Here is a 15,327-nt window from a genome sequence, read left to right as displayed (position 1 = left end):
ATATTTATAAATCTTCAAGGAGTTCATTAAAAATTTTTTCCGCAGGTTCACCAATTCCTTTTTCTGCTTGATTTAGCCCTAATTGTATTCTTGTAGTTAAATCTTCTTCAGTCCAGAAATCATTATTAATAGCATCAATCCATTCTGGACGGAGGATAGTAGGTGGAATATCCTTATTAAATTGTATTTGTTTAGATACAAGTGTAACTGTTTGTGACATGGTTAATCCCATTTCTTTTAGAATAGCTGTTGTTAGTGTCTTAACTTTATGATTGATACGGATGTTAAGAACTCCTGTCTTATCGATTGTATCGAAGGATATTTCTTGATTTTCTTCTCTTGGTGTACCATATGCACTTGTACAATCTGAGGCTTTTAATGTAGTTTGTGGTTGTTCATAGGTGCCGTTGTTGAGTGTGCTTGGTGTAGGTGTTTCATCGATAGGTGCCGTTGGTAACGCAATGGCAAACGGAATGCGACGCTCTTTGATGATTTGGCGGAATAGTGCATCTAGCATAGAGGTGTATGATAGACCTTGTGCTTTTAATATGCTAGATACCTCTTGTTTTAAGTCCTCATTGATGCGAACTTGTAGATTTACAGTTTTCATAATGCCTCCTATTTATGGTCGTCACGTTAAGACTATTGCTTATAGAAATTAGTTCATTATATTTTGATAGTTCCATGGTGAAAGCTATTTTAAACTCTTTGTGTAATTACATTGTAATTGCTAAAGCGATTTTCTACCAATATATATAATACATAGGAGACCTAAAAAAGCAGTAGTTACCCTGAGGATAGCTACTGCTTTTCAGTTTATATCATTTATGTCATGATATGAGTTTTAGTTTTATCTAAAAATACAGATGTAAATGCTCTCACTTCTAAAAATGTAGAAGTCCTTACTTATATAGAGGAAACAATCTTATAAATACCGTTATATAAACTCTTACAATAAGTTTGCTTCGAAGTCTTCTAATATAGCTGCCACTGTTTTTGGTGCATTGCGATTATGTTCTACGATGCATTGTGCAAAGCTTTCATACATTGGAGTACGAGTTTCTTCGAGTTCACGTAAACGTTCTATGCCGCCACTAGATAGAACACGACCTGAAGTAGATAGTTTTTCTACTGGCTGCGTTAATTGGTAAATACGACCATTTTGGCGTAGGTGTGCATAGTTTTTAGGTACTGTTACACAACCGCCACCAGTGGAGATAACAAGGCCAGTTTGAGTGCCTAATTTTGCAATCATGTCCGCTTCTTTTTCGCGGAATGCTGCTTCCCCTTGTTCCGTAATATATGTGGAGATATCACCGATTTCTTTTGCTAACTCTTGATCGACATCAATACAAGTACGGCCCATCTCTTTGCCGATTGCCTTGCCTACTGTTGTTTTTCCAACACCAGGCATACCGATGAGGATGATATTTTCCTTTTCACGGCGCATATCTCGCAAGATTTGTTCTATCTCTTTGGTATCAAAGCTTTCACCTTGAAAATGATTAGCTGCCTCAACGCCTTGTGCTACGAGGAAAGGTAGACCATCACAATGAGGAATATCCATCATTTCTGCTTGTAAAAGCAAAACTGTACGGCGCGGATTGTAGATGAGATCCACAACGCCTTCTAATTTAGAAAATTGCATAATATCTATGAGGTTAGCCGGATTATGCGGATACATACCGATAGGCGTGCAGTTAATAATAATTTGCGCTGTTTCGTAGTAATTAGGTGCATCAGTATAGAGCGGAGCTGTTTTACGGGATAGATGAGTGATGCTCTTAGCACCTAGATCTTCAAGAGCCACGTGAACGGTAGCAGAAGATGCGCCATCGCCAAGGATGATGCATTCCTTACCAGATACATCGATACCAGCGTGTTTTAGGGTGAATACAAATCCATCGTAGTCTGTATTGTAACCATGCCATTTGCCGTCTTTACGGACCATAGTGTTTACACAACCAATGCGTTCCGCGCGAGGGTCAACTACATCGCAAGCCTCAAGGGCATTAACCTTGTAAGGGAAGGTAATATTAATACCTTGTAATTCTGGATTTGCGAAGAACTCTTGCAGTTGGCTCGGTTCTCGTTCAAATAATTCATAATTAGTATTTCCCAAAGCATTGTGGATGTGTGGGGAAAAGCTATGGCCCAACGTACGGCCAAGTAAACCAAATTTCATAGGACCTCCTAGGTCAATATACAAAAAATGGCTAATAGGCTGTCACCTATTAGCCATTGGAGTTTTAAAACTATATCCATTGTACTATATATGTCATTAATAAGCACTACCATAGAGGAAAATATTAATTCTCAGGATAATTACCGAGCAAGCGGAATTTATCTTGCGATGCGTGGAGCTCTGCCAACACGGAGAGTACTTTTGGATCTGCTAAGGATGCTTCCAAATCAAGGTAGAACAAGAATTCAAAGTTATGTCCTACGATAGGGCGGGACTCAAGTTTTGTAAGGTTCACACCGATGTTAGCAAATTTGGTGAGCAATGTACCAAGGCCCCCTGGAGCATGGCTTGCAGTGGTTACAACAGAGATTTTATTAGCTCCTGGGTATACGTGGAAGTCCTTACTAATACAGATAAAGCGCGTATAGTTGTTGTCGCTATTTTGGATGTTTCTTAGCAATGGAGACAAATTATATAGGTCTGCACATTGAGGTGCAGCGATAGCTGCCACACCTGGGTCATTACTAGCCGCTACGAGCTGTGCAGCTCGAGCTGTATTATCATAGGAGCGTAATTCTACGCCTTCCAACTTATCTAGGAAGTGACTGCATTGGCCCAATGCTTGAGGGTGGGAAATTATGGTATGAATATCTTCTAGTTTTGTTCCTTTTTTCACGAGCAAGTCGTGAGATATCCAAAGACGCGTACCGCGAACGATATAGCATTTGCGCTCTTCTAAGAGGTCATATACTTCTTTTACAGAACCATTGGAGCTGTTTTCAATAGGCAATACACCGAATTGACATTCCCCTGACTCTACGGCATCGAATACGGCACGGAAACCCGTTACATAATGGATTTGGCTGAGAGGTAATAATTTATCACACGCCATTTGAGCATTGCTGCCGAATACGCCGGCGCAAGCTACACTGCCCCGTTGAGGTGGCAAAGTAGGGGATTGCTCGATGGCTTTTTTCATTTTTAAAGTGAATTCATTGTCTTGGAATAGTTGCTCAGATTGGTATGTACGACTCAAGCTAAATAATGCTTCAAAAAAGCGTCGTGCATATAGATCGAGGTCTGGACCTGCATCTTTTGTTACCTTGTCGAGGATGTCGCGCTCTCGTTTGGCATCGTAAATAGCCTTATTCATTTCTTTTTTTGCAGCCGCTACGTCCTTAGAGAGTTCCATGCGCTCTTTGAAGAGGGCGAGCATTTGGTCGTTTATGTCGTTAATCTTAACGCGTACTTCATCTAAGTTCATGGTCAATATCTCCTAAGAAATCAAGAATGACAAGGGCCGTAACGGCTTCGATAACAGGTACAGCACGAAGCGCTACACATGGGTCGTGACGACCTTTAATGGTGAGTAAGGTATCCTCTTTTTGTGAAAGAGACACAGAATGTTGTTCCTTATAAATGGATGGAGTAGGCTTGATGCCCACTTGCATAACGAGAGGCAAGCCGTTGGTGATACCGCCTTGAATGCCACCGCTATTATTGGTAGTTGTTGTGATTATATCGCCGTCCATGGTAAAAGCATCGTTCACCTCTGATCCAAGGCGAGAACACATGTCGAAGCCACCGCCAAAGGACACGCCTTTGATGGCAGGTACGCCAAAGATCACGCGAGCTAATCGGTTCTCGATGCCATCAAAGTTTGGATTACCAAGACCGATTGGTAGACCTGTAGCCACAACCTCAACGATACCACCGGTAGAGTCGCCGTCTTTTTTTAGTTTCATGACTAAGTTTTCTACTTCAGAGCGCTTGTATGCATCGAGCATAGCAATTGGTTCTGTAGCAATTTCACGAAGTGCTTTCATATCTGGATGAACCATATCGATAGGAGTATCTTGGATTGTACCAACTTGTTTTAAATGGCCGTGAATTTCGATACCTTTTTCACGCAATAACTGTAGTGCAATGCCACCAGCTACGCAAAGAGGTGCTGTAAGACGTGCCGAGAAGTGGCCGCCACCTCGCATATCTACCTTGTCACCATAGCGCATGCGAGCCGTAAAGTCCGCATGAGATGGGCGAGGAATGTCGCGCAAGTTATTGTAATCACCGGAGTGTTGCGATGTATTGCGAATCATAAATGCCAATGGAGAGCCACTGAGCATGTCATCTACCATACCTGATAAGAATTCAGGTATATCGGCTTCTTTACGTTGCGTTTGTAATTGGTTTTGACCTGGCGCACGGCGCTTTAAGAAGGCTTGTAGCTCGTCGATGTCGATGGAATGTCCACAAGGGAGGCCTTCCACGATACCACCGATGGCGTACCCATGAGACGCGCCAAAGGTAGCTACTTGTACAGTTTTACCGAAATTAGATGCCATTATATTAACTCCTACTTATAGTATGTATGACTAGTATTCTTATCTATTGAAACGCATTAGCTATGATTAGGCAGCTATATTGGTTGTGCATTGCCACCTAGTATGTTCCAGTCCACAAAGAAGTCTGGATAGGATTTTGTGATAGCTTCGCTATCTTGTAAGATGACAGGATTTTCACTGATGAGTGCCATCAATGTACCTGCCATAACAAGGCGATGGTCGTTAACACAATCGCCTTGTCCTCCTTTTAGTATACCACTACCAATGATATATAGGTCATCACCATCTTCGCGAACCGTGCCTCCTAAATCTCTGACGAGATTAGCAACGGCTTCGAGGCGATCTGATTCTTTCAAGCGTAGGCGCGCACCATTAACAAAGGAGCTTTTACCTTGGATAGAGCAAGCGAGGGCGGCCATAACTGGCAACATATCGGGCATTTGCTCGAGGTCGGCATGGATTGGTTTTACTGCACGGCCTGTAATGGTTACGTTCATTCCATTCCATACCACATCACAACCGGCATCAATCATAACTTGCATGATGCGGCGGTCAGCTTGTACAGAATTCTTGTTCATACCCGTAATGGTAATAGGTTTGCCTGTCATAGCGGCGGCCACCATCCAAATCGCTGTATTGGACCAATCCCCTTCGATTTGGTAATCGTTCTGTCCTTTGAAAGTAGCATTAGCCGCTACCGTAAAGGATTCTTGGACTGTGTCAGAGGCAGGTATATGGTCGACTGTTACGCCGAAGTCTACCATCGTTGTAGTTGTCAATGTGACATAGTCGCTAGATTGAAGTGGCGTAGTAGATGTAATTATAGCGCCTCCACATTGTGGAGCTGCTAACAATAATCCAGAGAAAAACTGGCTACTCACATCGCCAACCATGCTAAATTGACCACCTTGGAGAAGACCTGTCATGGTGAATGGTGGTTTATCTTGGGAGAATGTTACGCCATGAGCTTTCATTTCACCGAGCATGGGCTCTAAAGGACGATCTGGTAAACGCCCCTTTGCATCCACAGCTACCTCATTACAAATGGAGGCTGCTACTGGTAATAAGAGGCGCAATGTGGTGCCCGATTCATGGGGAACAACATTGCCTTTTTGGGGCGCAGGACTAGGTGTAACAGTGACAACTTTATTTTCATACACAACGTGTGCTCCTAAGCCTCGTAAGGAGTCCATAGTTGCATCGATGTCTTTAGAGGTGCGGTTCAGTAGTATGGTAGATGGTGAGCTGGCGAGAGCGGCACAAATCAGCGCACGGTGCGCATGAGCCTTTGCAGGAATGGACGCGATAGTCCCTATAGGGATGGCGTTCGTTACAGAATGCATATAAATCTCCTTAATCTAAATAGGTAGCAAGTTCCTCGTGTGTTACTACCTTGAGTTCGCTGTGACCATAGCTAGTAGGTACTACGATTTTAATGGTTGTTCCTTCGCTTTTTTTATCGTGCTTAGCGGCAGCTAGAATCTCTTCTTTGCTTATCGTTGTTGTGGTTGGCAAATCGTGTGCTTTGATAAGGGCCTTTAATTTCTCTAAAGCCTCCGCATTTAATTCTCCATGTTTGACTGCACCTTGTGCCATGAGCACCATGCCAATAGCAACGGCATAACCGTGATGCACCTCGAAATGACTCGCTTTTTCGATGCCGTGACCAAAGGTATGACCGAGATTTAAGAGGACACGTACGCCAGATTCGCGTTCGTCTTGCTCCACGATATCTGCTTTTGCTTGTACGCAGCGGGCAATAACGCCACTTACACTACTGCGATGTTTAATTAATGGTCTGTTCTCGAGTTGAGTGAGTAAACCCGGTACGTCTAGGAAGCCGTATTTGATAATTTCACCGCATCCATTAATCCATTCCATTTCAGGTAATGTATTGAGTGTAGCTGGATCACAGAGAACGAGGATAGGTTGTTTGAAAGCGCCCCATAGGTTTTTCCCGGCTTCCAGATTGACCGCTGTTTTACCACCTACAGAGGAGTCTACTGCGGCTAATAGGGATGTAGGAACTTGAACATAGTCGATACCACGTAAATAGGTCGCTGCCGCAAATCCTGCCATATCGCCTACAACGCCACCGCCAAGAGCGATAAGTAAATCTTTACGCGTTAACAATTGGGCTGCCATGTATTCTACTAAATCGATGAGTTGATGAGCATTTTTGGAGCTTTCACCAGCAGGGAAAACATAATCACAAACAGCATAACCCGCATGTTCCATATTAGCTTTCACAGAGTCCAAATAGTGAGGCGCCACGTTGCTATCGCTGACGATGATAACACGGCAATTTGGTTTTAATGGTTTAATATAATCGGTGATGCGTTGTAAAGCGCCTTCCTCGATGACAACGTCATATGGTGTAGACGCGTTAATATGGATGCGAGTCATAACGGTTCCTTTCTTAAAAGAATAAGCTAGTATCTATTATAACGGATACTAGCTTATTTGTGTGATATGTAAGATTATTTAGTGCATTCTACCAATGCTTGGCGTAACGCATTAATTTCATTCATAAGGCTAGTGAATTGGTCTGGACGCAATGCTTGCGGACCGTCGCACAATGCTTTGGCTGGATCGTTGTGAACTTCAATCATAAGGCCGTCTGCACCGCCGCCTACGGATGCAAGTGAAAGCGGACGAACCATGCGGCTCATACCTGCTGCGTGGCTAGGGTCCATGATAATTGGCAAGTGAGATAATTCATGCATCATAGGAATTGCTGTTACATCTAAGGTATTGCGAGTCTTAGTTTCGAATGTGCGGATACCGCGCTCGCATAATACAATTTGTTCATTGCCTTCGGACATGATGTACTCAGCAGCCATCAACCATTCTTCGTATGTTGCAGATAAACCACGTTTTAAAAGAACTGGTTTATTTAATTTGCCCACTTCTTTTAAAAGCGTGAAGTTTTGCATGTTACGAGCACCGATTTGAAGCATATCTACATTATCAAAGTATTGTAATTGGGAGATATCCATAACCTCAGAAACGATAGGAAGACCTGTTTCTTTTTTAGCAAGCTCTAATAACTCTAAGCCTTCTGGGCCCATACCTTGGAAGGAGTATGGGGAGGTACGAGGTTTGAAAGCGCCACCACGAAGGATGGTAGCACCAGCTTCTTTACATGCTTTAGCAGTGGCTAATACTTGTTCAGGTGTTTCCACAGAGCAAGGACCGGCCATTACTGCGAAGTGACCACCACCGATGAGGACACCACCAACATTGATTACAGAATCATCTGGATGGAATTTGCGGTTTGCTTTTTTGTATGGCTCTTGAATGCGAGTTACTTTATCTACAAAATCTAGAGACTCGATTTGACGGGCATCAAGAGATGCAGTATCACCAATCAGACCTAGAATATTGTATCGCGTTCCTTCTACTGGATGGATAACGAATCCTTGAGCCTCTAATTCACCGCGTAAACGGGATACTTCTTCCGCTGCTGCGTTTTGTTTCAATGTAATAATCATGATAATTCCTCCTTATAACTACAGTGAATAGTAGGGCTGACCATACGGATAGCAAACAAAAAGGGCTACCCGTAATCTAATACGGGTAGCCCTTTTACTATTCTAAGCAACTAATGTTGAATAATCCTTAATTAGCGCATCACAAATAGTTCCTTACCCGTACGTTGGATAAAGAACCAATAAAAGTATTGCTTTGCTGTGAGGCTAATTTGGTTAGTCATCTTTGGTTGCTCCTTTCTAAAATATTGGGTATAGTATAAACCCAAATGATAAAATTATGCAATACCTAAAAATGAATTTCATGGAAGTTTTAAAATATTTTTGATGCGGGAATTAATAGGAACAGAGAAGTTTTGTGGGATTAAGCGTATTTTTGATATAATAAAAATAAGAAGCTTTCATTGTTTATAGGGTATTTTGTAATACACATGAATCGATTCTTATAAATGTACTTATAATCAGAAAGGGCACCCATGATTATTCAAATCTTAGATCATATAACAGAGGAAATAAAACAAATTCGTATCGATGTATTTATGAAAGAACAGGGTTTTGAAGACGAGTTTGATGAAATCGATGAGACTGCAAAGTTTGTGCTCTTATCCATTGATGGTAAAGCGGCTGGTACGTGTCGATATTTTCCCAGTGATGTAGCTGGAGATGCACATATTGGTCGCATGGCGGTACGTAAGTTGTATCGTGGACAACATTTAGGTACTAAGATTATGATGGCCGCTGAAAATGCTATTCGCCGTGACGGATTTAAGACGTGTTCCTTGTCGGCGCAAGTACAGGCCAAACCATTCTATGAATCCCTTGGATATCGTGCTGAAGGAGAAGAATACCTAGATGAAGGATGTCCTCACGTGATGATGCAGAAAGTATTATAAGCCGTTCAATAGTGCTGTATAATAAGAATTGGTGAATATATATATTGTTGTACATAGTATTTTATAAGTAACTTGATATATCTTTTTGAGAGGAGAGTTTATGAAACTAGCAGAAGCATTACAAGAACGATCTGATTTAAATTATAAAATAAGCGATTTAGAGCTTCGCTTAACTCAAAATAGTTTAGTGCAAGAAGGGGAAGTACCGAATGAGAACCCTGAAGAACTTTTGAAAACATTAGAACAATGTGTAAATAGACTTCAAAAATTAATTGCAGATATTAATTTAACTAATTGCAAAACTATTATAGAAGGTCGAACTATTACTGAAATCATTGCCGAAAAAGATTGCGCTGCTTTGCGCCTAACTGCTTATCGAACTTTGGCATCTAGCGCAGGAAGTATCAATTTCCGTGCGAGAGGGTCTGAGATTAAGCTAATGCCGACTGTGAATGTGGCAGACATCCAAAAAGAAGCTGATCATATCGCAAAACAAGTACGTTTATTAGACAATCTATTGCAGTCTGCTAACTGGACAACTGAATTGATTGAAAGCTGATAATAGTTGGTAGTTTGAAACAGGGTGGACACAAAAACTTTTGCTTTTACCAAGCTTATTATGAATACATTCATGGGGCGAATGAAAATCTACGGTGTAGGCCTATTTGCGCACAAAGGTATTGATACAATTTACAATGTATAACCATGTGTCAACTGTAAAACGAGGGTGGCGTTTGGGGACTATATTTCTAGCAACATATACACTGATATGATAGTATTTTGTTTTTTTAGAGATAAATAGGAGAGAGCTGTTTAAATTTGCAGCAATTCCTCATAACTATGGTTTAAATAATCATGAAAAAAGAGCTGATAGCGTTATAGCTATTAGCTCTTTTCTATTGGCTCGTACGTCCTTAGATATTGTATTTTATAACGTCTATTATTCTAAATCATCAAAATCAAATGCCGCTGCTTTTGTATAGTTTGTAACTTTAGCTTCGAAGAAGTCAGTTTTTGTGCTATTCAAGTTGGAGAAGCTTTCGATCCATTCCATTGGATTATCCTTGATTTCAGGATATAGATGAGGCAAGCCGATTGCTTCTAAGCGAATATTCGCAAGGTATTTGATGTAGCGCTCGATAAGAACGTTGTTAAGGCCGAGGATTTTATCATCAGTGATGTACTGGCCCCAAGCGATTTCATTTTCAGCACCTTGACGAATCATGTCCGTAATTTTCGCCTCTAGTTCAGGTGTAAACAAGTCAGGACGTTCACGGCGTAACTCGCGAATGATGTTTTGGAACAATACGAGGTGAGTTACTTCATCGCGGTTGATATATTTGAAGATAGTGGATGTAGCTGTCATCTTGCCTTGGCGTGCCAATGTGTAGAAGAAGCTAAATCCAGAGTAGAAGTAGATGCCTTCTAAGATATAGTTAGCGATGATTGTATGAATTAGATTTGCTTCGCTAGGATCGTCGCTGAATCGTTGGTATGCATCGGCGATGAAGCGATTACGTTCAAGTAATGTTTTATCTGTACGCCATTCATCATAGATTTTGTCACGTGTAATAGGATTTGTTACAGTGTCCAAAATGTAGGAATAACTTTGAGCGTGAATTTCTTCTTGGAATGCTTGGATATTCAATAAGGATGCCACTTCAGATGCTGTAATATAGCGGCTCAAATTAGGCAAGTTTTCAGATTGAATGGAATCAAGGAAGTTCAAGAACGCAATGATTTTATCGAAGGCACGACGCTCGTAATCTGTTAAGTATGGGAATTGTTTAACGTCTTCGTTCAAGGAAATTTCTTCCGGAATCCAGAAGTTGTTGAGCATCGTACGGTACATTTGGTTTGCCCAGTCGTACTTGATACGATTCCACTCGCGAAGGTTCGTGGTATTACCGCCAATCATAGATTGCGTGCCACGGTCACCATTTTCGTTGAAAATCAGTTTTTTATCCATAGTAGGGCTCCTTTATACGATGATGCGACCTATACTGCTATAGGTCGTCATCAGATTTATAATGTTGGTGAAAGTATCTTTCACAGGTTTAGTGCTCTCTAGTTATAGAGCATATTTTTTGTAAACTATGGCAATGATATCTTTAACTTTTACCATAGCTTAAATTGCATTATAGAATGTAGCGTGTATCTATCCTATATTAGGAGGAACAGCTTGTGCATTCATCCATTTCAAGGGATTGGTTACGGATATAGTAGATTGTTTTGATCCCTTGTTTGTAGGCTTCTACGTAAAGGTCAAGAATTTCTTTCGCTTTCATTTGAGGAGTGATGTACAAGTTGAAAGATTGTGCTTGGTCAATATGACGTTGACGCACGCCACAAGCTTTGATGGACCATTGTTGGTCGATTGTATGTGCCTCTTTGTATAGCCAGAATGTTTTGTCGTTCAAATCTGGTGCCGTTTTTGGTGTGAATGAACCTTTCTTCTCTTCGATGAAGAATTTTTTGAAGATAGGGTCGATACCAGCTGTTGTATTAGCGATGTTGGATGTAGAACCTGTAGGAGCTACGGCCATCAAGTAACCGTTGCGGATACCGTATTTTGCAACGTCCGCAGCCAATTGTTTCCAACGATCAGATGTGTAACCACGACGTGTGAAGTATTCACCAGTTTCCCATTCGGAACCTTTGAATGCTGGGTACGCGCCTTTTTCTTTTGCAAGCTCCATAGAAGCTTTAATCGCATAGAATGCAATGTTTTCAAATAATTTGTCCGCTACTTCGATGTGTTCATCAGATTCCCATTGGATATCATGGTTTACAAGGTAGTGGTGATAACCAGACGTACCAAGACCGATAGCGCGGTATTTATCAGAAGTCATGCGAGACTCTGGCACCGGCGCTTGGTTGATGGAAATAACATTGTCTAACATACGAATTTGAAGGGCAATGTTTTCTTCCAACTCTTCGTCTGTAATACGGCCAAGACTGATAGAGTTTAAGTTACATGTAACCATGTCGCCTGTGTTTGTTTTTGTAGTAATTGTACCGTCTTCGTTGATGATTTCTTCAGCAAGATTAGTGAAGCCAACATTTTGTGCAATTTCGTGGCACAAGTTGGACGCGTAAATCATACCTGCATGTTTGTTAGGATTTGCAGCATTTACAGTGTCGCGGAAGAAGATGAATGGCGTACCAGTTTCAACAGCGGAGCGCATGATTTTTTTCATCATGTCTAATGCTGGCACTTCGATGCCGTGTAAATTAGGATCTTGTTCACATTCGATATAGCGTTTAGTAAACTCTTTTTTGTCATCTGTATCGAAGTAATTCTCTAAGGAATAGCCTTTTACAGCCAAGATTTCATGAGGGTCAAAGAGGGTGAAGTTTTCACGAGCTAACATACGTTCCATAAAGATGTTTGGAACGGAGATAGCAGGGAAGATATCATGAGCTTTACGGCGATCATCACCGTTATTTGTACGAAGCTCTACGAATTCATAGAAGTCTTTGTGCCAAATATCAAGTGTTACTGTAGCGCCGCCTTTACGTTTACCCAATTGGTCTACTGCAACAGCTGTATCATTGTACAAGCGAATCCAAGGAATAACGCCGCCAGAGGAGTTTTTGAAACCGCGGATATCGGAGTTCAATGCACGAACTTTGCCAAGGTAGATACCAAGCGCACCACCGTGTTTAGATACGCGAGAGAATTTGCTGTTTACGTCGTAGATAGACCATAAGTTGTCGTCTACACCAGAGATAAAGCAAGAGGACAATTGGTGGAATGGTGTACCAGCATTTGCCAAAGTAGGTGTAGCTGTCGTCATTTTTAATTGGCTCATCAAATCGTAGAATTTTTTAGCGTATTTTACTTTATTTTTCCCTTCGACAAGAGCCAAATGCATTGCGATAGCCATGAAACGTTCTTGCGGTAATTCAAAGATTTCTTTGTTAAAACCTTTTACCAAGTAACGGTCAGCCAATAATTTGAGACCTTCATAGTTGAAGAGATAGTCGCGCTTAGGTTTGATGTAATCGCCTAACTCTTGCAATTCGTCAGCAGTGTATTCTGTAACGAAGAAGTCTGCGTATTTTTTCTCTTCTACAAGCATGTTTACAAGATTTGGGAAGTTGCCGTAGCCAAATGCTTTGTAACGACGAGTAATAGCGGCTTCTTTATAGAGATCGAACAAGAATAGGCGGGCTGCTACGAACTGCCAATCTTGGTTCATTTTATTAACTTGGTTGCCGAAGCCGTCGTCTTTTTTAGATATAACTTTTTCGATGGCTGTTTGGACTAAAGTTTTTTGAATTTCTTTAGTGGTCATGCCATCAACGAATTGCAACTTCGCATCCATTTCCAATTCTAGTGGATCACAAGAATCTAACCCCAAACATGCGAAGGCTATCATTCGTTTCGTTTTTTCAACGGACAACGGCTCGAAATGGCCATCCCGTTTCTTGATCATAATCTCCATTACTGTTCCCCTTGAGAGCAAAAAGTCATAAAACTGTTAATATAGTCGTATAAGCATATATAAGATTAGAATGAAATATATAAATTATCTTTAAGTTGAGTCTAATCAGAAAAATAAGAAAACTACTATATATGGTAGTTTTCTTATCTAGCTTATACATTATGTTACGATTATAGCGAAAAATTTCTATATAATCAATATTGACATTTGTAAAATTTTTAATATAGTTTCGCAAAAAATGTTGATATGGTTAAAGATGCGTGAAATTACTGGATTTTATAATTAATTATATAATACGCTAAAAATAATTCTTCGTGCACTGTCTTGATATGCGTAGTAGGAGTGGATTAAGAGTTTATATCCCGTGCCTTCTATAATGACTGAATCTGAAGCCGTTTTTGGCACAGTGAGGAATTTTTCATATATATGATGAACCTCGGTCACGCCATTTGGTAGAGATACCTCTAAATCAAGCCCTTCATTGATGAATCTAAAGTTGATCGATTCATAGGATGCTGTTGGTATGTCAGCTGTACTATCAGCAGGCTCACGTACTTCTAATTCGATGTTAGAAATGAATTTATTATATCCTACAAGCGAAATAACATGAGGTTCTTCAACGGCCGTAAAGCTGATAAACTGAATATTTCGTTCCTTATATATTTCCGTTGCTCCTAGTTTTGAAGAATCCCCCTGTATAATCGTCCTGCCATAGTCTGTAAAATCAGGGTTAAATGTTTCTGTAATAGGCAAGTATACGTGCCATTGACCGTCAATTTTTGTATAGTTTGTAAACTCTCGATGGGACGTGTAACCGATAAAAGGCATTAAAAGGACTGCACCTAGGGTGAGTGCCATAATCGTTGTATGGATCGATGGAGTCAAACGCTTTACAAAGGAATATACGTTATGTGCTAAGAAGATTAGATTGAATGCGGCCACGTAAATCGTATTGAGCCAGAGTACGGGCTCATTTATTACGCGCTTGCCAATCAGGATTAAGCACAATATTGTAATCGTAATAAATAAGAAACATAGGATCCTTTGTGTCTTGCTGCTTTCACTAGATCTGAAACTAGCCAAGTAAAATAGATAGAAAATGGCTACATACGGATAATATGTATAAAGGAACCGCGCATCTTCGCGAAGGCCTAAGAGAATCAATACCAAGTAGATATTAGCTAGAATACCTGTAATGATGGAAGCCTTTGGTAGTATGATTCCAAAAACAACATTATAGAATGTATTTGGTTCTGGTGGTCCATCAGGCTCCTCTTTGTAAGTGCACAGCATGGATATACAGATAAATATATTGATAGCGGCTAATACTTTAAAGATTAGATCATCAAAGGTAAATGGTTTGTTCAGAATGATGAAGAAAAACCATAGAGTCATGATTATGACGACATTATACAGTGTTGATGTAACAATGGTAATACCAATCCGTTTCAGGCGATTGATGATTTCGCCAATGTAGTATTCTCCAGGCGATGTAAAATATAGAGCAATCACAGAGTACAGCCATAGATATGATATGTTTTCTGTGGCTAGCTCGATGCCTCGTATGTGATGGTACGTTTCATGAATCGTATATAGACCAACGCTGATGCCTATGCTTAATAATGTATATACTATGGAGTACTTTCGATCTCGTGTTATATATGATTGTAGTATGACGATGAAGAAATACAGCCCATAGAACCAAAGGTCTATCTCGGCAAACCAATCTTGCTCTAGATAAAACGGTGTACATGAAAATACGGCAATTAATGCTAGTAATATAGGTGACTGTGTAGCTAGGTCCCGCAGCGAAGACCATAAATGTGTAATTGCAAATTTCATAGATTCTCTCCCTCTATAAAAATAAATGACCCCCTCTTATTTGTAGTATACATGTTTTCTAGTGAAAGTCCTATGAGGTTTTACAGGCGTCTGAATTTACATTACAATAACATTAAGAGC

At 40.6% G+C, this 15,327-nt stretch carries 12 protein-coding genes; 2 read left to right on the top strand and 10 right to left on the bottom strand.

What is annotated here, in order from left to right; all coding sequences use genetic code 11:
• Positions 1 to 4 precede the first annotated feature (4 nt).
• From VPAR_RS08270 to aroF, 7 genes are all read right to left on the bottom strand, one after another.
• A complete protein-coding gene (locus VPAR_RS08270) occupies positions 5 to 610 on the bottom strand; it encodes a type II toxin-antitoxin system RelB/DinJ family antitoxin (RefSeq protein WP_012864850.1) in 606 nt (201 codons plus the stop codon).
• Positions 611 to 949: 339 nt separating this feature from the next.
• Positions 950 to 2,185, bottom strand: a complete 1,236-nt coding sequence (locus tag VPAR_RS08265; protein WP_012864849.1) for a shikimate kinase — start codon at positions 2,183 to 2,185, stop codon at positions 950 to 952.
• A 124-nt stretch (positions 2,186 to 2,309) separates the two neighbouring features.
• Entirely contained in the window at positions 2,310 to 3,449 is a 1,140-nt protein-coding gene (locus VPAR_RS08260) for a bifunctional chorismate mutase/prephenate dehydratase (protein ID WP_012864848.1), read from the bottom strand.
• Positions 3,436 to 4,530 (bottom strand): chorismate synthase, encoded by a 1,095-nt coding sequence (aroC, locus tag VPAR_RS08255; protein WP_012864847.1) that lies wholly within the window; start codon positions 4,528 to 4,530, stop codon positions 3,436 to 3,438. Before aroC ends, VPAR_RS08260 begins: the two co-directional genes overlap by 14 nt.
• Before the next feature lie 74 nt (positions 4,531 to 4,604).
• A complete protein-coding gene (gene aroA, locus VPAR_RS08250; protein WP_012864846.1) occupies positions 4,605 to 5,873 on the bottom strand; it encodes a 3-phosphoshikimate 1-carboxyvinyltransferase in 1,269 nt (422 codons plus the stop codon).
• A gap of 10 nt (positions 5,874 to 5,883) precedes the next feature.
• Positions 5,884 to 6,936, bottom strand: a complete 1,053-nt coding sequence (gene aroB, locus VPAR_RS08245) for a 3-dehydroquinate synthase (protein WP_012864845.1) — start codon at positions 6,934 to 6,936, stop codon at positions 5,884 to 5,886.
• 74 nt (positions 6,937 to 7,010) lie between these two features.
• Positions 7,011 to 8,024: a 3-deoxy-7-phosphoheptulonate synthase gene (gene aroF, locus VPAR_RS08240; protein ID WP_012864844.1), complete on the bottom strand. Its 1,014-nt coding sequence runs from the start codon at positions 8,022 to 8,024 to the stop codon at positions 7,011 to 7,013.
• Positions 8,025 to 8,497: 473 nt separating this feature from the next.
• Between aroF and VPAR_RS08235 the strand changes: the two genes are divergently transcribed.
• On the top strand, positions 8,498 to 8,914 hold the full coding sequence (locus VPAR_RS08235; protein ID WP_012864843.1) for a GNAT family N-acetyltransferase: 417 nt from the start codon (positions 8,498 to 8,500) through the stop codon (positions 8,912 to 8,914).
• Between the two features lie 100 nt (positions 8,915 to 9,014).
• On the top strand, positions 9,015 to 9,473 hold the full coding sequence (locus VPAR_RS08230) for a DIP1984 family protein (RefSeq protein WP_008602307.1): 459 nt from the start codon (positions 9,015 to 9,017) through the stop codon (positions 9,471 to 9,473).
• A 381-nt stretch (positions 9,474 to 9,854) separates the two neighbouring features.
• On the opposite strand, the gene VPAR_RS08225 is transcribed toward VPAR_RS08230, so the two are convergent.
• The 3 genes from VPAR_RS08225 to VPAR_RS08215 form a co-directional block, all read right to left on the bottom strand.
• Positions 9,855 to 10,883 (bottom strand): ribonucleotide-diphosphate reductase subunit beta, encoded by a 1,029-nt coding sequence (locus VPAR_RS08225; protein WP_008602308.1) that lies wholly within the window; start codon positions 10,881 to 10,883, stop codon positions 9,855 to 9,857.
• 199 nt (positions 10,884 to 11,082) lie between these two features.
• Complete coding sequence (locus tag VPAR_RS08220) at positions 11,083 to 13,365, bottom strand: ribonucleoside-diphosphate reductase subunit alpha (RefSeq protein ID WP_012864842.1); 2,283 nt, start codon at positions 13,363 to 13,365, stop codon at positions 11,083 to 11,085.
• A gap of 282 nt (positions 13,366 to 13,647) precedes the next feature.
• A complete protein-coding gene (locus tag VPAR_RS08215; RefSeq protein WP_012864841.1) occupies positions 13,648 to 15,207 on the bottom strand; it encodes a hypothetical protein in 1,560 nt (519 codons plus the stop codon).
• Positions 15,208 to 15,327: the final 120 nt, after the last annotated feature.

This window comes from Veillonella parvula DSM 2008, assembly GCF_000024945.1.
Classification (GTDB): Bacteria; Bacillota; Negativicutes; order Veillonellales; family Veillonellaceae; genus Veillonella; species Veillonella parvula.
The sequence above is the reverse complement of the archived record's forward strand: the minus strand, read 5'-3'. Positions and strand labels throughout refer to the sequence as shown.